We start from the raw sequence: 18,883 nt of genomic DNA, 5'->3' as shown, positions 1-18,883 counted from the left end.
TTGCCGCCAACGATAGCGATTGCGCTAATGACCCTATAGCCAGCTTGCCTTAGCGGAGATGACCTTGAGCCAGGCCCTGATTCGAGCCCTTCACACCGCCGATTGCTTCGATCACCCCGTGAAGGATATCGAAGTGCACGAGACGCACATCTCGTGGATCGTGCTGACCGGCGACTACGCCTACAAGATCAAGAAGCCGCTGGATTTCGGCAGCTTCCTGGATTTCTCCACGCTGGAGCGTCGCAAGCACCTGTGTGAACAGGAGGTGCGCCTCAACCGCCGTCTGGCACCGACGCTCTATCTGGATACCGTGCCGATTTCCGGTACGCCGGAGGCGCCACGCATCAATGATGAGAGTGCCGTCTTCGAGTATGCGGTGAAGATGCGTCAGTTCTCCAACCGGCACCTGTTCAGCGCCTTGCAGGCCAGCGGTGAGCTGTCGCTGGAGCTGCTGGACGACCTGGTCGATCAGCTGGTGGCCTTCCACGAGCAGGCTGAACGCATCCAGGGTGACAGTGATCTTGGCAGCCCGCAGATGGTCAGCCGTACCATCGACAATGAGTTCACGTTGATTCGCCCGCGCCTCGAAGAGGAGGCTGCGCTCAAGCGTCTGGCGCTGTTGCAGGAGTGGACGGAAGAGACCTTCCAGCGTCTCCAACCGGAATTCGAGCGTCGTTGGCAGGAAGGCTTCGTGCGCGAGACCCATGGCGACATCCATCTGGGCAACGCCGTACGTCACGAAGGCCGAGCCTTGCTCTTTGATGGTATCGAGTTCAATGAAGAGCTGCGCTGGAACGATGTCGGCTGTGATCTGGCCTTCCTGGTGATGGATCTGGAAGCCCGCGATGAGCCGGCCTTCGCCCATCACGCCCTGAATCGTTACCTGGAGCTTTCGGGTGATTACTCGCTGGTGCGTCTGCTGCCGTACTACAAGATCTATCGCGCGCTGATTCGGGCCAAGGTCGCGATGATTCGCTATCACCAGCCGGAGTTGAGTGACGCGGATCGCCTCGACGTGATGGCGGAGTATGAGCGCTATATCGAGCTGGCGGAGCGCTACAGCGAGATCCGCTTCCCGTACATGATCATCGGCGTGGGGGTCTCCGGTAGCGGCAAGAGTCGCTTCACCGAAGAAATGGTGCGTGAGCTGGGGGGTGTACGCATCCGCAGCGATGTCGAGCGCAAGCGTCTGTATGGCTTTGCCGCGGATGCCGACACCGGCTCGGGTCTCAATGGTGGCATCTATACGCCGCAGGCGACGCATGCGACCTACGAGCGGCTGTCGAATCTGTCAGCCACCCTGCTGGAATCGGGAATCCCCGTCTGCATCGATGCCACCTGCCTGAAGAAATCACAGCGTGATCGTCTGCGTCACGAGGCAGAAGCCCGTGGCCTGCCCGTGCTGATGATCAGCTTCGAGGCCGATGAGGAGACGCTGCGCAGGCGCATCGTCAAGCGCAGTCAGCGTAGTGGCGAGGCGTCCGAGGCGGGGCTTGAGGTGCTGGACAAGCAATTGGCCAATCGTGAGCCGTTCGCTCCTGAGGAGCATGGTCAACTGATCCATATCGACACGACAGCGCCCAACGCTAACGTAACGTTGGCACGCTTGATCCGCGAGCAGCTTAGACTGCACTGAGCCCAACGACATGCTGAAAGGAGCATGGCGAGTGATCGTCATGCTCCTTTCATTTTTGGCAAATGCTTGCACGAATCCCCGATCTGCATTTGAGAACCCTGCATCAGATAAGGAAATACCATGCGTCATAATCTTGCACCTACCGCTGCCGTCGCCATCAGCCTTGCACTGCTCGCCGGTTGCTCAAGTCAGCCTTCCACGGCGGATCTGATGCGGGGGCAGGCAGAGGAAGCCAAGGCTGTCGCCCAGGTGCGCGATCAACTGGCCGACCAGTGGGAAGAGGGCAAGTCACTGGTCGCGGCAGGTGAGAAACAGATCGTCAGTGGTGAAGATCTCGTCGATGATGGAGAAGCCAATATTCGCAAGGGCCAGGCCTTGATCGAAAAGGGCAACAAGCAGATCAAGAAAGGCAAGGGCCGTATCACCAGTGGCAACAAGCAGGTCGCCCAGGGTCGCAAGATGGTGGATGAGAGCCTCTCGACCTATCGCCAGTCTTTCCCGGAACAGTCCGTGACACTGGAAAAGAAGTAACCCGCCATCGCGATAATCATTTCGCAGCTGATACTGGAAGGCCGCTGACATTCGTGTCGGCGGCCTTTTTCTTTGATGCCATCACCAGAGCTTAAAGACGAAAAACCCCGCTTGCGCGGGGTTCTGTAAGACATCTTGGCTGGGCGTGATCAGTACTGCATCACGCTCGCCACGTTGCCACCGCCGGTCTGGGTCACGCTGGCCGTGTTCATCGCACCGGACTGCACGACGTGAGCACGGTTGGCGACGAAGCTCAGGATGCCACCGGCCTGCTGAAGGACTTCGGAGCTGTGGCCAGAGCCAGTCTGTTGGACGCGGGCGTGATCGTTGTAGCCAGTCTGGGTGATCAGAGAGTCACTGTTGGTACCACCTTGCTCGACGATGGCGTAGTTGGAATATCCGCTCTGACTGTTGATGGCCAGATTCTCGCTTCCCGTCTGGCTGATGTCGGAGTACTGCAGCATGTCTGACTGAGTCACCCGCGCAGTGTTGTTCGCATTGCTCTGATTGACGAGCGAGTCATGGGAGCTGCCGTCCTGAGTGACTCGTGCGACTTGATTTGCACCGGCCTGGGTGACGGTTGAATCGATACGTGAGCCGGTCTGGGTCACGACGGCAAGGCCCAGTTCACCGGTCTGTGAAACCGTGGAGTTGTTGAAGCGTCCTTCCTGAGTGACACGTGCACGGTTGTACTCACCGGTCTGCATCACATCCGAGGCGTGCTGGTAGCCGGTCTGGGACACCCGGGCAATCGCATAACTGCCTTGCTGAGTGGCCATGGAATCATTGAATACCCCTGTCTGTGTCACGACCAGAGTATTTTCACGCCCTGCCGGCGAGCCGCTGGCACCCTGCCAGGATTCAGAGTGGTTGGCAAAACCATCCTGGGTGACGCGGGTGAGGTGCTTGTAGCTCTTCTGGTTCAGGTCAACGGAATTGTAGGCACCCGTCTGATTGACGATACCGGTGTTGGTGCTGCTGTACTGCTGTGATTTTACCTTGTTGGCACCCCCCAGCTGATTGACGCGAATCGTATGATTGACGCCGTTCTGATAGGTGTTGGCCTTGTTGAAAGCCCCTGTCTGGTCAATATCACTGTCATGTGAGCTGTTGAGCGAGCCGCCATCTCGAGACGTCTGACCTACCTTGGCCTTGTTCATGAAGCCGGTCTGGTCGACATCCGACGTGTTGTTGTCTGCCATGGCGTGAGAAGAGATGGCGATGGCAGCAGCGAGAAGGCTGATTTGAATCTTCATGGTAAGTTCCCTTGTATTAATATTGGTGTCTTCTGTTTTTTATTATGTATTACGTGTGATGCGTCCCCATGGCATGACGGAGATCATGCCGATACTGCTCGGTTGGCGCCGTACTTCAGCGCCGTGATATCAGAGGTTGGTAATGTCATCAGTCCAGCGTTGAAGGTGACATTCCCATTGAATTCGATGCCTTTGTTTCCGGCGTTTTATTCTCGTCTGTTCTTTTTCAGCGCATGCACTCGAGAGCGTGATGAGCTCAATCAGGTTCATTGTTGAATGACCTGGACCTGCATACGGCCGCGTGCATGCTGGATGATGCTGACGGGCACCTGACTGCTGCCCTGTTGAAGCAGCATCGCGCCTCCCCCCAGTCCGGTCTGCTGAATCAGCGCGGACTGGGAGATGCCCTGCTGCGCGATCAAGGCATCATGACCCTGGCCTTGCTGGAGTATGTTTGCCTCATTCAGGGTGCCATCTTGCAGGATATAGGCGCTGTTTCCGCTTCCCTGCTGCACACTGATCGCCGTATTCATGACGCCTTGCTGGGCGATCATCGAGACGTTGGCCAATCCATGTTGAGAGAGAGTTGCCTCATTGCGGAAGCCATACTGAGCAATGTCGGCGACGGAGCGGGATGACTCCAGTTCTGAACGGATCGCCAGGTCGCCCGCCATGGCAAGCAAGCTGAAGGTGGAAGCTGCGAATAATAATCCTGCCTGAGATAATCTCTGTCGCGGCTTGCTATCCAGACTCATGGTATCGACCTGTTTTGATCACGTTACTGATGGACTTACTATTGATCTTTACAGGAGCTGGTGCCATCAGCTGTTTTGAGGGTTATGAGAGTGAGAAGAGACTGTCTTTTATCGTCAATCTTGAGGAGGGAGTTAGTGAGTAATAATGGTGTCATTCCCAACAGAATGATGAGGCGGCTCGCTTCGCGAAGACTCAGACTATTAATACTTCAGAAATTCACTTTAATCTCATGTAATGTCAGGTGTTGTTTTCTCAATGGTATCAATATGTTCAATGATATATAAAAAAGGCACCCTATAGAGGGTGCCTTTCATGACAGAAGAGCCAGTCGGATGTCGAGTGTCTTCGCTCGCGTTACAGCATTGGCGTGGGCGCCTGGAGATAACTCATCAGTTCCGACTTCTGCATGTCCGCCGGGTCTGCCAAGGCCCATAGCTGGCGCTCCACCCCTTGAGCAATCAGGTGAATGACAGCGGCCTCGATGGCCGACATCACGGCTAGCTGGACTGGCTCATTGTTGGTATAGCCTGTCTCCATTTCCAGCAATCGACTGAAATCGATGAAGCGATAGACGCCCGCTCGAAGCTCGCGAGAGTAGATCGTCTTGCTGGTATTGACGTTGGCGATGACCTGCCCGGTGGTGATATCCACTGCGCGCAGATTCACGGTCACCTGGTCGACCTGATACTGACCCGATGCCCCGATACCGAAGTACTCTGCCCCAGAGCCACCTGTCCTGACATTGGAATCAAAGGCGATGATGCCGCCTTCGAAAAGCAGGTTGGCTGCCTGCAATGCCTCAATATCCCCCTGGCCGGTTCTCTCCAGATTGGCCCGGATGATCTTGCGTTCCGTGAGCAGGTTCTGCAGGCCCACACGCTCCAGAGGAATGAACCAGCCGGAGTCGGAGAGAGCGGCACTCAGCATGGCCGCCCCTCCCTGGGTCACTGCCGTGGAGAAGGTACTGGCCGGAGCCGGTCGGTACTGGCCTGTCTGGTCCCGGAAATCGTAGATGGCGACGGGAATTCGCCCGGCTGGTGGCGGGAGATTGATCAGATCGTTGTAGGTGGTGGTTCTTGGCATCAAGGTGCTGGGCATCCCTGCCAGCCCCTCGGTATGCGCCACCATGGGAGCACAGCCCGCAAGCGCCAGGCCGGTCACGGCCATCAGCGAGGTAAGCATCTTCTTCATTCGCGATACCCTTCATCAGAAGTCGTGTCAGAACGCATTGCCTGAGGTGCCAAGATTGATGACGGTCGTTTCTCCGGTCGCACGATCCAGCACCTGCATGGAGAAACCGCCATTGCCGTTACTGACGACCTCGACACGCAACTGGGCGCTGTCGATCACGCTGGTACGGCCTGGCTCACTGGTATCGACGGCATCGGTGATGGCGTCGGAGACCAGGCTGTTGCGAAGGTCACTGATGAAGAGTTCTGTCTCTGAAAGACTGTCGAACGAGTAGGCATCGGGATCCTCATGGGTATCCTGTGCCTGGGCCTTGCTGAGCAGATAGCTGCCATTGAGAGGGTTGCCGCCGAAACTTGGATTGACGGGCTGATAGATGAGTTCGCCGGCATATAGCGGCATCGCCGATAACAGCAACGACACCGCGAGTGTCTGATGCTTCATGATGTTCCCCTGTTCCCTTGCACATTGTCAGGGTCTTCGTGATCGAAGCCCTTTTATTATGGATTCAACCTGTGCTTTTCAGAATTCATCGCCCGCCATGTCCGGATCGTCCTGGAGTGCTTCCAGCACCTTGCGACGCAGGAACTGGTTGGAGACGGTGGTAACGGCTGAGCTTGCGTAGAGGTCGACGTCATTCACTCTCGGGGGCAGGGTCGCCTCATAGAGAACGGTATTGCCCTCCGTGATCCAGATGAGGCTGCCCCAGCGTGCCGAAGGACGCTCGTGAATACTCAGAGAGGTGTTTCTCAGGGCTGGACTATCAAGGCGTTGCTGGCTGAATTGACGATAGAAGGTCTTGCCGATCATCGTCATGGTGCGATCTATCATCACCCCGTTCAGGCCATCACTGAGTCTGGCGCGAGGCCGCTGGATGGCGACCCCATCGTGGCCATCCGCCCGGGCCCCGCTGCCTTCGCTGGCAACCGAGACTTCTGGTTTCACCGCCTCCGGCGCTGATTGCGCGGAGGCATGCGACATCAGGGAAAGTGCCAGTCCCCATGCAAAGGCATGGTGGACAACCATGCCTGCGGCGCTCACGACATCTGTGCTCGACGAGCGATACGCGGTGTACGTGATACCGGCATGGCAAGGTTCTGGCGAGCCCAGTTCATGGCCTGGATGCGATTGTGCACCTTGATCTTGCGGAAGATGTTGTAGAGGTGTGACTTGACCGTATGTTCGCTGACGAACAGCTGGTCTGCTATCTCGGTATTGGAGGCACCCGTGCCCAGCAGGCCGATGATCTCTACCTCGCGCTGCGTCAGACCGCAGACGGGGCGATAGGCGTTCAGCTGCTGACGACGGTAGAAGTCCAGCAAGCGAGTCATCAGCGGGCGGGACATCCACATGTCGCCTTCCAGCAATTTCGCGATTCCCTTGCTGATCAGCGACAGACTGTCCTGACGATAGAAGACACCCTGCAGGTGCGTGCTGACCAGCAGGCTTGCGGCCTCTTCCTCATCACTGATGTTGATCGCTGCCAGCTCGGCACTGGCATCCTGACTGGCATCAGCATCCCAGCGTTGCATCGTGGTCTCGTCGACGTGGTCGGTATCGAGAAGCACGATCGTCCTGTCTGCCTGCCCTGGGGTGTAATCCTCGTCGGGGCTTGCGGAAGCCACCTGACACTCAAGCTGCTGGCGAATGTAATCCATGAACAGCGCTGACTGCGGATTGCAGTCAGTCACCAGCAGCACCATTGCATTCCCTGTAATCATGGTGCGAGACCTCTGAGTTGTCTTACCGATTTTCTTGGCGGAGCCATTGCGAAAGTGGTTGGAGATGTTGCTGTGACGAGTGGCACTCCTCTGCGTCGGGCATTACGCATCGGGCACCCCTTTATATTTGCCTGATAGGCACGATAAGGCAACCTATATTCAGCACTTGCTAAACTATTAGATTTGTTATTGCTAAATTTGATATGGCGGATTCTGGAAAATAACAACGAAAACAGCACCTAATCCATGATAGGGGTATCTGTCGCCTGACCTTCATCCTGGTGAGTGCAATAAAAACCAGACCATTGCGCTTTTAGGGTTAGGGCTTCTGTTGGTACGAAGGTACCACAAGTCTAATGCCTTCGTGCATCGCTTTCATATCGTTGTGTAATAGGCCTTGTCTTTTTGTAACTGAAGGGTGCGGCCGTGACTGAAAAGCGACGCACTCTGCCAGGATTTCAGAACTAGATCACTCGAATGGAGTGCTTACTACCTGCAAGAGCCCTGCAGGAGTGCTGGTAGTCACTGTGTGATGCGTCGGTCTGGCCTACGCCAGTCGCTCGTATCAGATCGCCCCGAATTTCAGGTTTCCGGGTTCGGTGATCGATGGGGGGCGTGCTGCGGGAGGTAGAGATTGAGATGCTCGTGCGCCCACTCGATGGCCTGATGCCGGTTGTGAACCCTGATTTTACGAAAGATATTATATAAATGAGACTTTACCGTGTGCTGACTGAGGTTCAAACGTTGAGCAATATCGACATTACTCTGTCGAGTGGCGATCAGGGATAATATTTCCAGTTCCCTTTGCGTCAATCCCATGACAGGTTGGAAGGCGATCTGTTGTTGTTGACGATAATGACGAATCAGCGATTGCATCAATTTTCGCGATAACCATATCTCCTCGTCCAGCATCGCCTTTATACCCTGACTTATCTGAGAAAGATTATCATGTCGGTAGAAGATGCCGTTCAAGGGAACATGCAAAAGCAGGGCGATGGCAGCGTCCTCATGCTCGACATTGAATGCGGCTGACCTGGAAAGCGAGCTCCAGTGGGTCATCTTCGCCAGGTCGCATTGTGCGCTGTCGATCAGCACCAGATTCGGCGTGGCAGGCGTGTCGGCCTCCCTGTCGCAGGCTTCCACGGAGCATTGAAGCTGTTCATGCAGATAATCGACAAACAGCTCAGTCTGTGGAGACAAGGCGGTCACGAACAGGACTTTGGTCGTTTGCATGGGGCACTCCTGCCGTGGTGTCAGAACCTGATGGAACGGTGACAGACCGAAGGATGTAGTGCTTGCCAGGTCAGCGAGTCATCACTCTCAGTCTAGACAAGCGTGATGAGGCGATGCCGTCCTTGGATAGTGCCAGATGGCATAAGAATCTCTTCTTGTTATTCTTTGAATTAGCCCTTTGGGATCAGTGGGTTGGGAGGAGCCCTGGGAAGGTGTCAGTCTTGGTGGGTAACAGGCATAGTGAAATCCCGTGTAGGGATGAGTGGAGATTGGTAAGCCATCGAGCATCCGGGGGCAGACGAGCTCAAGTGAGCCGGGTGATTTTCGTGAGGCTTCAATACTAGTTTGCTCAGTCAGAATGAAAGCTGCCCCGCGTGTACCTATCGGACTCACACGATAGAATGTGTCTTGTACCCTCTGCCTGTTTTCATGATGTTCTCGCAGGGTCGCACGTTTCTTCTGACACCACCCCCGGAGATGTTCATGTCTGCCTCATCACTTGTGCTGGCCAGCGGCAATGCTGGCAAGCTGCGGGAATTCGCTCGCTTGCTGGCTCCACTGGGTATTGCCCCGATTCCTCAGAGCCAGCTGGGTGTCAGTGATGCCGAAGAGACCGGGTTGACCTTCGTCGAGAATGCCTTGATCAAGGCGCGTCATGCCGCCGCCATCACCGGACTTCCGGCACTGGCCGATGATTCGGGGATCGAGGTCGATGCGCTGGACGGCGAGCCCGGTATCTACTCGGCACGTTTCGCCTCGCGTCGTCAGCAAGGCCAGGGAGATCAGGACAACAATGCGGCCTTGCTGTCAGCGCTGGAAGGTGTGCCGGAGGAGGCGCGTACGGCGCGCTACTGGTGTGTGCTGGTCTACCTTCGGCATGCGGCAGACCCTGTCCCCATCATCGTGCAGGCCAGCTGGGAGGGCCGGGTGCTGACCGCTCCGAGTGGTGATGGCGGTTTCGGCTATGACCCCCTCTTCTGGTTGCCAGAGCAGGGCATGAGTGCGGCACAGCTTGAGGCATCCACCAAGAATCGACTCAGTCACCGGGGCCGTGCCATGCAACAGCTGCTTCAAGCATTGACCGCTGCAAGTGAGAGCGCTTGATGTCCGTCGAGTCGTTGCCGCCGTTATCCCTCTATATTCATGTGCCGTGGTGCGTGCGCAAATGTCCTTACTGTGATTTCAATTCCCACGGTGTGGGCCGCGATGCCCATCTGCCGGAAGTGGAGTACATCACGGCACTGCTGGCGGATCTGGACCAGGATCTCCAATGCCTCCAGGGGCAGCCTGAGCGTGAACTGCAAAGCATCTTCATCGGTGGCGGGACCCCGAGCCTGCTGAGCGGGCAGGCCTACCAGCGGCTGTTCGACGGCATTCGCGAGCGCGTGGCACTGTCCGAGGGATGCGAGATCACGCTGGAGGCCAATCCCGGCACGCTGGAACAAGGCCGCTTCGCTGCCTATCGCGCTGCCGGCATCAATCGGCTGTCCATCGGGGTACAGACCTTCCAGCCGGAACAGCTCAGCGTACTGGGGCGTATCCACTCCGCACAGGAGGCCGAACGGGCGGTTGCCAGCGCGCGTGCCGCCGGTTTCGACAACTTCAACATCGACTTGATGCATGGCCTGCCGGGGCAGACATTGGAAACGGCGCTGGATGACATCCAGCGCGCACTGGCGCTCAAGCCCACTCATCTCTCGTGGTATCAACTGACGCTGGAGCCCAATACCGAGTTCTACTCGCGCCCCCCGGTGCTGCCGGAAGATGATCTGCTGTGGGACATTCAGGATCATGGTCACGAGATGCTGGAAAGCGGCGGATTCCGTCGCTATGAAATTTCCGCCTACGCCCTTGAGGGGCGAGGGGCACGCCACAACCTGAACTACTGGAAATTCGGAGATTATCTCGGCATCGGTGCGGGCGCGCACGGCAAGCTGACGCTGGCGAAGACGGACAGCAGCGGGAACTTCACTGGCGAGCTGCAGCTCCAGCGACGCTGGAAGAGCCGGCAGCCCCAGGCATACCTGCGTCGCATGCAGGACCCGCGTGGCTTCATTGCCGGTCAGCAGGAGATCGCCCCGGAAGAGCTGTCACTCGAGTTCATGATGAATGCGCTGCGTCTGACGGATGGCGTCAGCTTCGAGGAGATGCGCCGCACGACCGGGCTTGAGCGCGAGGCCTTGGAGCCGGGGCTGAGTCTGGCGCGCGCGCGCGGGCTTATCGTTGAGGATGACGCGCTGTTGCGTGCCTCGCCGCAGGGCTTATTGTTCCTCAATGACCTGCTGGCCATGTTCGACACCTGAACGATCAGGCATGATCACACCAGAATGTGGCACTACGCCGATGTCGTCTTGCCATCCATGAGAGTGAAGATAGGGAGCGTTACCATGAAGAATTCCGTACTCCTGGCCCTGCCGCTGGCAGCTGCCGTCGCGATGGCGGGTTGCACCACGACCAACCCGTATACCAATGAGCAGCAGACCTCCAGTACGGCCAAGGGTGCCGGTATCGGGGCTGTCGTTGGTGCCATCGCCGGGGCGACCAAGAGTGGCAACCATCGTCTCGACAAGGCGCTGATCGGCGCGGCAGCAGGCGCGGCAGCCGGTGGTGGCATCGGGTATTACATGGATGTCCAGGAAGCCAAGCTGCGTGATCAGCTGCAGGGCACCGGCGTCAGCGTGACCCGTGTCGGCGATCAGATCATCCTCAACATGCCGTCCAACGTCACCTTCGGTTCCGATTCCAGCACTCTGTCCGGCCAGATTCAGCCGGTCATGGATGGTGTGATCACGGTCCTCAAGGAATATGACGAGACTCGCGTCAACATCGCGGGCTATACCGATTCCACCGGTGCCAGCAACTACAACCAGAATCTGTCCGAGCTGCGTGCCCAGGCGGTCGGCAACTATCTGGCCAGTGGTGGCATCGCCTTCAATCGTCTGAACATGCGTGGTTATGGCGAAGCCAGCCCGGTGGCATCGAATGATACCCAGTCCGGTCGTGCACAGAACCGTCGCGTCGAGATCACTCTGACTCCGCTGGAAAGCTGAGTCTCAGCCAGCTGTCCTGACGGCAGCGGGTCGCATCGATGTTTCAGACAAGGCCTGCGCTTCGGCGTGGGCCTTGTCGTCTGTGAAGGACGGCTTTTGGGGTGACAAGTGACCATCTCTGCTATCCTTCAGCCCCTTCAGCGGTCTTCATCCATCGGTCACTTTGGCTGAAGCCACCGCCCCCAGATTTCTGTCCAGCCGGCATCATGCCGCTGACATCGCCGTATCAAGGAGGCGCATTTGCTCGCCTATCAGCACGCCTATCACGCCGGCAACTTCGCCGATCTCCACAAACACCTGCTGGCCAATACGCTCGCCGAGCATCTATTACGTAAAGAGTCGCCTGTTACGTTCATCGATACCCATGCCGGACGCGGCTGGTATCCCCTGGCGGCACGTGAAACAGAGCAATTGCGCGAGTATGAGCAGGGCGTGTTGCCAGTGTGGCAGGTGCGCGATCGCTGGCTGACGGACGCGGGCGAACCTGCCCCAGGTGCAACGGACAAGCCACTGGCACGCTGGTTGGCCAGGCTGGCCGACATGCAGCCCGAGAGTGGCAAGGGAGCGCAGTCCACGTTGAGCGTCTATCCCGGCTCGCCCTGGTGGTTGAGCCAGGCGTTGCGTCAGGGGGACAGGCTGCTGGCGTATGAACTGCATCCGGGTGAGATCTACCACTTCGACCAGGCGCCGGTGCAGCGTGACAGTCTTGGCAAGGTGATGCGCCGCCAGCAGGACGGGCTGTCTGGCCTGTTGGCAGCAGTGCCGGTCACCACGCCGCGTGTCGCGGTGCTGATCGACCCCAGTTACGAGCTCAAGAACGATTACCGTGATGTGGCGGATGTCGTGGTCGAGACGCTGCGCAAGTCTCGCCATGCCACCATCATGATCTGGTATCCGCTGCTGCCGGCCGGCCGTCAACATGACCTGCTCGAGCGCCTCAAGAAGCAGTCGCCCGCGCCGATGTGGCGCAGCGAGCTGGTGATTGACTCGCCCGAGGGCGATCACGGCATGTATGGCTCTGGCATGCTGGTGATCAATCCTCCGTGGCAGTTCGATCGTCAGTTCTCTGATGCCATGCAGGAGGTGGTCGAGGTGCTCAAGGGCGCATTGCCGGCTCCGCAGTCCGTTGCCGTCGAGCACAAGGGCCTGTGGTGGTTGTCGGAAGAGGTCGCACGAGCGCGCAGCGAACCCAAGCCGATGCCGCGCGAGCGGCTGCTGGCGCTGCGCAAGCTCAACCAGAAGGTCAAGCGCGACGCCGACGTGGAAGTGACTCAGGCCAAGCCCAAGCGTGAGAAGCTCAAGCGCGGAGAAGGCTGGGCCAAGCCGCGCGTCCGCAATGACAGCGCGACGCCCAAGGCCAAGGGCAAGCGTCATTCCGCGACGGCCAAGCCGAAGACCAGCATCAAGGCGCAGATCAAGGACCAGGTGCATGGGCATTCCGCCCCCAGTGAGAAGCGGGTCAGCGAAAAGCCCGCCGAGCGCAAGTCGACGTCACGCCCCGAGCCGGCACAACCGCGTGGCAAGGGCGAGATGGCGGGCAAGGCTGCAGGCAAGGATTCTGCCAGCTGGAGCGACTGGTCTTCCAGCATGCCGGGCAAGGGGCGCCGTGAAGGCTCCACTCGCGTCAGCAAGCGCAGTACGCCGGCGATTGGCCGCGATGGTCAGGTCAATTCTTCCAGCACCACCAAGTTGCCCAGGAAGTATGCCGCCAGGCAGCGTCCTGAAGACACCAGCGACGTCGGCAAGCCGCTGGATGCCCGTGAGGCGCGTGCCCTGCGTGAGAAGCAGGAACACAATGCCATGAAGGGCAAGGCGACCAAGGGAAGCCCCGACAAGGGGCAGGGCAGCAAGCCGCGCGGTCCGCGCAAGCCCTGAAGGTCGGCGTGATAGCTGAAGGCGGAAGCCCGTCACTCAGGCTTCGCAGAACAGACGCCCCCACAGGCTTCGCCTGTGGGGGCGTCTTGCGTGATCCAGTTCCCGTTCACATGAATGATCAAGGCGACGCCTCGCGTCAGTGGGGAATATCTTCCTGCCACAGGCGCTGGTAGAGGCCGGGCGTCGTCATCAATTCTTCGTGTGACCCCAGCTGCGTGACGCGCCCCTGTTCCAGCACCAGCAATCGATCTGCGTCCCGCACCGTGGCCAGACGATGTGCCACCACGATCAGGGTCACCTCGCCGCGCAACTCCTGCAGCGCCTGCTGCAGCAGCGCCTCGGTATGGCTGTCGATGCTGGCGGTGGCCTCATCCAGCAGCAGGACACGTGGGGTGGCCACCAGAGCACGGCCGAGCGCCAGCAACTGCCGCTCCCCGGTGGAAAGGCTCAGGCCTCGCTCGCCCAGCAGCGTATCGAGGCCCTCCGGCAGTCCGCGGATCAGCGGCGTCAGGTGTGCCTTGTCCAGCACCATGTCCAGCCGTGAATCGCTGATCTCGCGTCCCAGCAGCAGGTTGTCACGCAATGTCGTGGCACGGATGAAGGGCTCCTGGGGAACGATGGCGATGGCCGCTGCGCGTTGGTGTGCTGACCACTCTCCCAGTGGCCGTCCATCCAGCCGGAGTTGCTCGCGGTGAGCCGGGCGCTGACCACTGAGCAGGTCGAGCAGGGTGGACTTGCCACTCCCGGTCGGGCCGACGACCCCCAGAAATTCACCACTTTCGATCGTGAGCGTGATGCCATCCAGCGCAGGGGTTTCTGCTCCCTGGTGCCAGTGGGTCAGATGCTCGAGCTGATAGTGACCACTCGCCAACGTCGTGATGGCATCTGTCTCGCTCGCTCGTGCTGACGCCGGCGTGGAGGAGGGGACAGCCTTTGCCCCGGACTTCGTCATCGTCCCCGCCGCTTCCCCTTCCCGCGGAGTCTCCAGCACTTCTTCCAGACGTCCAGCAGCTACCAGCGCTGACTGGAAGACCTGCAGGCGTTGGGTAATCTCGATCAGCGGTTCGCTGATGCGCCCCAGCCAGGCGATGAAGGCATACAGCACGCCCAGCTCAGCGCCTCCGCCCAGTTCACGCAGCCCGAAGACCGCGACCAGTGTCAGCGTGATCAGCATGGCCATCAGGTCGATGGCGGAACGCAGCAACAGGCCCGAGACGCGTACCGTGCGCATGCGCGCTGAATATTGCGCGAGATTGAGGCGATGATAGCGCTCGCCGAAGCGCGTCGTCTGGTGGCTGGCCTGCAGGACACTCATCCCGCCGATCGCCTCGGCGATACGTGCATTCTGAAAGGCGCGCAGTCGGCGTACTTCACTGGCAGCACGACCGGAGAAACGCTGATAGAGCCAGATCAAGCCGATGGAAAGCGGAATCAGTGCCATCGCGATGAGCGCGAGGGTGCCATCCATCAACGCCATGGCCGACAGTATGCCAATCAGCAGCACCACGTTGCCGACCAGCGTGGCCAGCACTCCGACATACAGCTCCTTCAGGGACTCGGTATCGTTGGTCACGCGTGCCACCAGTTCACCGGCCGCCAGAGTATCCAATGTCGTCAGTGGCTGATGGAGCAGGTGAGTGAAGACTCGCTCACGCAGATCGCGCACACTGGCGAGGGCCAGGCGTGCGAAGCGCAGTTGCTGTAGATAGCGCCCGGCGGCTGCCCCACCCTGGGTGATCAGGTACAGACCCATCAGCCCTGCCAGCGCCTCGGGGGCCAGATTGCCGGGAATCAGGTGCTCATCCAGGTAACGCTGTGTCAGCCACGGGCCGAGGACGTCCAGCGCCGTGGCAACGATCAGGATCGACAGCGCGCGCAGGACATCCCCCAGGCGCTGCCTCAGTGGTTGCCCCAGCAGTATCAGGCGACGACGGCTGAGCAAGCGTGATGTCACGGGAGCCTCGGATTGCGTGTGACTCATGAGCGCACTCCCTGCGGTGCATCGCTGTCCCGGTCTGCCTGCTGGGCCTGCCAGAGTCGCCAGTAGGCGCCACGTGCCTCGAGCAGCGTCTGGTGATTGCCCTGTTCGAGAATGCGCCCGTCCTCGAGGACCAGAATGCGCTGACAGCGCTGGACGGCTGACAGACGATGACTATTGATGATCAGCGTGCGCCGTCGTCCCTGGCGCTCAGAGTGTTGCAGACGTGCCAGTGTGGTCAGCAGGGTGCGCTCGGTGACCTGATCCACGGCGGACAGGGTGTCATCCAGCAGTAGGATGGGAGCCTCGGTGAGCAGACTGCGCGCCAGTGCCAAGCGTTGACGCTGGCCGCCGGAGAGCGTGATGCCACGCTCGCCGATCATGGTATCGAGCCCGGCGGGAAGACGCGCGAGATCATTGTCGAAGGCGGCGGCGCTCAACGCCTGGTGTATCCGCGCATGGCTGGCCTCGGGACACGCGAGGGCGACATTGTCGGCCACCGAGAGCGCAAACAGGAAGGGATCCTGCGGGACGAGCGAGAACTGGCCACGCCATGCGTGAAGTGTGTACTCACTTGCGGGGTGACCTCCCAGTGTCAGCGTTCCCTGGTCGTCTGACAGCGGCCAGCTGCGAGACAGCAGGCGCAGCAGCGTGGACTTGCCGCTGCCGGTCGCACCGACGATTCCCAGGCTTTCCCCTGCCGCCACCTCAAGCGAGATCGGTCCAAGAGCACGCTGCTGGCTTCCGGGGTAGTGGAATTCCTTGATCTCAAGGCGGAGTGAGTGGTCGCTCACCTCATCCCGTGTACCGGTATCCTGCAGCGCTTCCGGGGCCGCATGGAAGATGGCCAGGCGACGAGCGGCCGCCGCACCACGCTGTAGGATGTTCAGGCACCAGCCGAGCGCGAACATCGGCCAGATCAACTGGGCGAGATAGAGCGAGAAGCTGGTCAGTTGTCCAAGCGTGATGGCCTCCTGGAGATAGCGCCAGCTGCCGATGCCCAGCGTCAACAAGGTGGCCATCGAGAGCGAGAGAAACACCACGGGGCTGAAGGCGGCCTCGAGTGTCTGGACGCGATAATCCACGCGTTCGGCGGCCGCGGCGCGTTTCGAGAAGGCGCGGGCTTCGTCATCGAGCAGCGCATGACTCCTGAGCATGCGAATGCCGGCGAAGGCTTCCTGGGTCTGGTCGTTGAGGTCCGAGAAGCGTTCCAGCGATTCGCGAAAACGCAGTCCGATACGTCGGGAGATTCGGGCAAAGGCCCAGGCCATGAAGGGGAACGGCAGCAAGGCAAGCAATGTCAGCGGCACATCGATCGCGAACAGCATGATGCCCAGCACCAGTACGAAGGTCATGGCGCCATCGACGCTGGACAGCACACCTTCTGCGGCGGCCATCTCCACGGCATCGATGTCCTGACTGGCGTGCGCCATCAGGTCTCCGGTGCGATGACGCTGATAGAAGCCGGGGTCCAGGCGTGTCAGCTTGGCGTGAAAGGCATCACGCTGCTCCGTCCCCAGCCGATAGGCGGTCCCGAACAGCGCCACGCGCCAGGCATAGCGCAGGGCGTAGAGCGCGAGGCCCGCTGCCACCAGCCACCACAGGCGGGTCAGCAGGGCATCATGATCCAGACTGCCATCACGCAGGGCATCGATGGTGGCGCCGATGGCCCACGGCAGGAGCAGATTCAGCCCCGCGACCCCGATCAGGAACGCGATGGCCAGCAGGTAGCGGGGCCAGTGGCGGGTGAAGAAATCGAGCAGCAGATGTCGCAATGGGGCCTCGGGAAGAGGCCCTGTGCTCAGCTCGGCGGCGGGGTTCGGCGGGAGTGAGGTGCTGGAGTCACGGGACTCGCGATGGGAATCCTGCGGCCTGTTCGATGTTGCGCGTCCCGCCATGTCGACTCCCTGTCTGCCCCTGCCCATCTTCGCCACTCGGAGATGTTCGGCAGAGGCAGTATAACGAGAGTCTGTCCGCCAGACGCAAGCGCTGGCGGCGGGAGGCTTTCGGGAGGAAAAGGTCAGTCCGGCGGGATCACTTGCCGATGCAGAAGCTGCCGAAGATTTCCCCGAGCAGATCATCGGCCGAGAATTCGCCGGTGATCTCGGACAGCGCCATCTGGGCAGCACGCAGGTCTTCGGCCAGCAGCTCCCCCGCCGCGGCGCCAAGCAGCTGGGCCTCGCCATTGTCGAGAGACTCGCCGGCACGCTCCAGCGCATCCAGATGACGACGGCGGGCGCTGAAGCGACCTTCGGCCGTGCCGGTGAAGCCCATGATGTCCTTGAGATGATCACGCAAGGCATCCAGGCCCTGATTGTCGCGCGCCGAGATGCGCACCACGCTGGCCTGATGACGTGCCTGCTCGGCATCGCCATCTTCGATGGCAGTGACGTTGGTCAACCCGGGCGTCTCGCCGCTGGTGTCGATCTTGTTGCGGACCAGCGTCAGGCGTGACGGATCCGGCAGGCGTGCGACGAATTCCGGCCAGATCTCCATCGGGTCGGTGGCTGGCGTGGTCGCGGCATCGACCAGCAACAAGACGCGATCCGCCTTCTCGATCTCGTCCCAGGCGCGCTGCACGCCGATGCGCTCGACGGCATCCGGGGTGTCTCGCAGGCCGGCGGTATCGATGACATGCAGTGGCATGCCATCGAGGTGGATGTGCTCACGTAGCACGTCGCGCGTGGTGCCTTCGATGTCGGTGACGATGGCGGTGTCCTGCTCGGTCAGCGCATTGAGCAGGCTCGACTTGCCGGCATTGGGGCGGCCGGCGATCACCACCGTCATGCCCTCGCGCATCAGGGCACCCTGGTTGGCGGCGGCGCGCACGCCCATCAGCTCGGCCTTGACCTCATTGAGGCGCGCCGCGACATGCCCGTCGGCCAGGAAGTCGATTTCCTCTTCCGGGAAATCGATGGCGGCCTCGACGTAGATGCGCAGCTCGATCAGGCGCTGTACCAGCGCACTGACACGCGTCGAGAACTCGCCCTTGAGCGAACGCAGCGCATTCTCGGCCGCCGCGCGTGAGCTGGCATCGATCAGGTCGGCGATGGCCTCGGCCTGGGCGAGGTCCAGCTTGTCGTTCAGGAAGGCACGCTCACTGAACTCACCGGGGCGTGCCAGGCGTGCGCCCAGCTGCACGCAGCGCTCCAGCAGCAGATCCATGATCACCGGGCCACCATGCCCCTGCAGTTCCAGTACATCCTCGCCGGTGAAGGAATTCGGGCCCTTGAAGTAGAGCGCGATGCCTTCGTCGAGGGCGATGGGGTTGCCCTGGGAGTCCAGTCCCATGAACGGGCCATAGTGGGCATGACGCGGCGGGGGGCACTGGCCCAGCATGGCCTGGGCGATGGCCTGGCAGGCCGGCCCGGAGACACGGATGATGCCGACGCCACCACGGCCGGGCGGAGTGGCCAGTGCCGCGATGGAGTCAGGCTGGTAGGCGGTAGACATGCAGAAACCTCGGGCACGAAGCCGGAATGAAGGTGTAGGGGATGGGCGCTATTGTCGCGGCTGACGCCCCGCGACAGCAAGCGAGGGTGTGTCCGGAAGCATCAGCTGGCAGCAGGGCGGTCACGATCGCTCGAGAAAACAGAGGCCTGAAACGCCACGACCCCCGCCAGAGGCGAGGGTCGTGGGTGAGTCATGTCAGGCGAACC

Annotated in this window: 16 protein-coding genes; 6 read left to right on the top strand and 10 right to left on the bottom strand. The window is 60.2% G+C overall.

Annotated features, from left to right (window positions below; translation table 11 throughout):
• Nucleotides 1-58: 58 nt before the first annotated feature.
• The gene (locus PJK54_RS10185) at nucleotides 59-1,636 is read left to right on the top strand and encodes a bifunctional aminoglycoside phosphotransferase/ATP-binding protein (RefSeq protein ID WP_240499628.1); all 1,578 of its coding nucleotides are present in this window, start codon (nucleotides 59-61) and stop codon (nucleotides 1,634-1,636) included.
• 120 nt (nucleotides 1,637-1,756) lie between these two features.
• The gene (locus PJK54_RS10180; protein ID WP_077379774.1) at nucleotides 1,757-2,167 is read left to right on the top strand and encodes a hypothetical protein; all 411 of its coding nucleotides are present in this window, start codon (nucleotides 1,757-1,759) and stop codon (nucleotides 2,165-2,167) included.
• A 149-nt stretch (nucleotides 2,168-2,316) separates the two neighbouring features.
• On the opposite strand, the gene PJK54_RS10175 is transcribed toward PJK54_RS10180, so the two are convergent.
• From PJK54_RS10175 to PJK54_RS10145, 7 genes are all read right to left on the bottom strand, one after another.
• Nucleotides 2,317-3,423 carry a hypothetical protein gene (locus PJK54_RS10175; RefSeq protein ID WP_084209559.1) on the bottom strand — a complete coding sequence of 369 codons (1,107 nt, stop codon included), beginning with the start codon at nucleotides 3,421-3,423 and terminating at the stop codon, nucleotides 2,317-2,319.
• Between the two features lie 266 nt (nucleotides 3,424-3,689).
• A complete protein-coding gene (locus PJK54_RS10170; RefSeq protein WP_136939501.1) occupies nucleotides 3,690-4,178 on the bottom strand; it encodes a hypothetical protein in 489 nt (162 codons plus the stop codon).
• Nucleotides 4,179-4,533: 355 nt separating this feature from the next.
• The gene (locus tag PJK54_RS10165) at nucleotides 4,534-5,370 is read right to left on the bottom strand and encodes a CsgG/HfaB family protein (protein ID WP_077379767.1); all 837 of its coding nucleotides are present in this window, start codon (nucleotides 5,368-5,370) and stop codon (nucleotides 4,534-4,536) included.
• A 27-nt stretch (nucleotides 5,371-5,397) separates the two neighbouring features.
• A complete protein-coding gene (locus tag PJK54_RS10160) occupies nucleotides 5,398-5,811 on the bottom strand; it encodes a curli assembly protein CsgF (RefSeq protein WP_077379765.1) in 414 nt (137 codons plus the stop codon).
• 78 nt (nucleotides 5,812-5,889) lie between these two features.
• Nucleotides 5,890-6,393 (bottom strand): CsgE family curli-type amyloid fiber assembly protein, encoded by a 504-nt coding sequence (locus tag PJK54_RS10155; RefSeq protein ID WP_077379763.1) that lies wholly within the window; start codon nucleotides 6,391-6,393, stop codon nucleotides 5,890-5,892.
• An 11-nt stretch (nucleotides 6,394-6,404) separates the two neighbouring features.
• On the bottom strand, nucleotides 6,405-7,088 hold the full coding sequence (locus PJK54_RS10150; protein ID WP_077379761.1) for a LuxR C-terminal-related transcriptional regulator: 684 nt from the start codon (nucleotides 7,086-7,088) through the stop codon (nucleotides 6,405-6,407).
• A 582-nt stretch (nucleotides 7,089-7,670) separates the two neighbouring features.
• Nucleotides 7,671-8,321, bottom strand: coding sequence for a LuxR C-terminal-related transcriptional regulator (locus PJK54_RS10145; RefSeq protein ID WP_077379759.1), 651 nt, complete (start codon nucleotides 8,319-8,321; stop codon nucleotides 7,671-7,673).
• A 483-nt stretch (nucleotides 8,322-8,804) separates the two neighbouring features.
• Between PJK54_RS10145 and rdgB the strand changes: the two genes are divergently transcribed.
• From rdgB to PJK54_RS10125, 4 genes are all read left to right on the top strand, one after another.
• The gene (rdgB, locus tag PJK54_RS10140) at nucleotides 8,805-9,425 is read left to right on the top strand and encodes an RdgB/HAM1 family non-canonical purine NTP pyrophosphatase (RefSeq protein ID WP_077380010.1); all 621 of its coding nucleotides are present in this window, start codon (nucleotides 8,805-8,807) and stop codon (nucleotides 9,423-9,425) included.
• Complete coding sequence (hemW, locus tag PJK54_RS10135) at nucleotides 9,425-10,624, top strand: radical SAM family heme chaperone HemW (protein WP_271302756.1); 1,200 nt, start codon at nucleotides 9,425-9,427, stop codon at nucleotides 10,622-10,624. The genes rdgB and hemW overlap by 1 nt, the downstream gene beginning before the upstream one ends.
• An 84-nt stretch (nucleotides 10,625-10,708) precedes the next feature.
• On the top strand, nucleotides 10,709-11,371 hold the full coding sequence (locus PJK54_RS10130; RefSeq protein WP_271302755.1) for an OmpA family protein: 663 nt from the start codon (nucleotides 10,709-10,711) through the stop codon (nucleotides 11,369-11,371).
• Nucleotides 11,372-11,611: 240 nt separating this feature from the next.
• A complete protein-coding gene (locus PJK54_RS10125) occupies nucleotides 11,612-13,246 on the top strand; it encodes a 23S rRNA (adenine(2030)-N(6))-methyltransferase RlmJ (protein WP_271302754.1) in 1,635 nt (544 codons plus the stop codon).
• 136 nt (nucleotides 13,247-13,382) lie between these two features.
• Here the strand turns inward: PJK54_RS10125 and PJK54_RS10120 are convergent, their stop codons facing one another.
• The 3 genes from PJK54_RS10120 to mnmE form a co-directional block, all read right to left on the bottom strand.
• On the bottom strand, nucleotides 13,383-15,227 hold the full coding sequence (locus PJK54_RS10120; protein ID WP_271302753.1) for an ABC transporter ATP-binding protein: 1,845 nt from the start codon (nucleotides 15,225-15,227) through the stop codon (nucleotides 13,383-13,385).
• Nucleotides 15,224-17,122: an ABC transporter ATP-binding protein gene (locus PJK54_RS10115; protein ID WP_271302752.1), complete on the bottom strand. Its 1,899-nt coding sequence runs from the start codon at nucleotides 17,120-17,122 to the stop codon at nucleotides 15,224-15,226. Before PJK54_RS10115 ends, PJK54_RS10120 begins: the two co-directional genes overlap by 4 nt.
• A gap of 136 nt (nucleotides 17,123-17,258) precedes the next feature.
• Nucleotides 17,259-18,677, bottom strand: coding sequence for a tRNA uridine-5-carboxymethylaminomethyl(34) synthesis GTPase MnmE (gene mnmE / locus PJK54_RS10110; RefSeq protein WP_271302751.1), 1,419 nt, complete (start codon nucleotides 18,675-18,677; stop codon nucleotides 17,259-17,261).
• Nucleotides 18,678-18,883: the final 206 nt, after the last annotated feature.

This window comes from Cobetia sp. MMG027 (assembly GCF_027947415.1).
Classification (GTDB): Bacteria; Pseudomonadota; Gammaproteobacteria; order Pseudomonadales; family Halomonadaceae; genus Cobetia; species Cobetia marina.
This window is presented reverse-complemented; position numbering and strand designations above follow the sequence as displayed.

Bases quoted from the DNA above. Each gene is read 5' to 3' on its own strand.
- PJK54_RS10180 (WP_077379774.1), top strand. From the start codon at position 1,757: ATGCGTCATAATCTTGCACCTACCGCTGCCGTCGCCATCAGCCTTGCA.
- PJK54_RS10165 (WP_077379767.1), bottom strand. From the start codon at position 5,370: ATGAAGAAGATGCTTACCTCGCTGATGGCCGTGACCGGCCTGGCGCTT.
- rdgB (WP_077380010.1), top strand. From the start codon at position 8,805: ATGTCTGCCTCATCACTTGTGCTGGCCAGCGGCAATGCTGGCAAGCTG.
- PJK54_RS10115 (WP_271302752.1), bottom strand. From the start codon at position 17,122: ATGGCGGGACGCGCAACATCGAACAGGCCGCAGGATTCCCATCGCGAG.
- PJK54_RS10175 (WP_084209559.1), bottom strand. From the start codon at position 3,423: ATGAAGATTCAAATCAGCCTTCTCGCTGCTGCCATCGCCATCTCTTCT.
- PJK54_RS10170 (WP_136939501.1), bottom strand. From the start codon at position 4,178: ATGAGTCTGGATAGCAAGCCGCGACAGAGATTATCTCAGGCAGGATTA.
- PJK54_RS10145 (WP_077379759.1), bottom strand. From the start codon at position 8,321: ATGCAAACGACCAAAGTCCTGTTCGTGACCGCCTTGTCTCCACAGACT.
- PJK54_RS10120 (WP_271302753.1), bottom strand. From the start codon at position 15,227: ATGAGTCACACGCAATCCGAGGCTCCCGTGACATCACGCTTGCTCAGC.
- PJK54_RS10155 (WP_077379763.1), bottom strand. From the start codon at position 6,393: ATGGTTGTCCACCATGCCTTTGCATGGGGACTGGCACTTTCCCTGATG.
- PJK54_RS10185 (WP_240499628.1), top strand. From the start codon at position 59: ATGACCTTGAGCCAGGCCCTGATTCGAGCCCTTCACACCGCCGATTGC.
- mnmE (WP_271302751.1), bottom strand. From the start codon at position 18,677: ATGTCTACCGCCTACCAGCCTGACTCCATCGCGGCACTGGCCACTCCG.
- hemW (WP_271302756.1), top strand. From the start codon at position 9,425: ATGTCCGTCGAGTCGTTGCCGCCGTTATCCCTCTATATTCATGTGCCG.
- PJK54_RS10150 (WP_077379761.1), bottom strand. From the start codon at position 7,088: ATGATTACAGGGAATGCAATGGTGCTGCTGGTGACTGACTGCAATCCG.
- PJK54_RS10160 (WP_077379765.1), bottom strand. From the start codon at position 5,811: ATGAAGCATCAGACACTCGCGGTGTCGTTGCTGTTATCGGCGATGCCG.
- PJK54_RS10130 (WP_271302755.1), top strand. From the start codon at position 10,709: ATGAAGAATTCCGTACTCCTGGCCCTGCCGCTGGCAGCTGCCGTCGCG.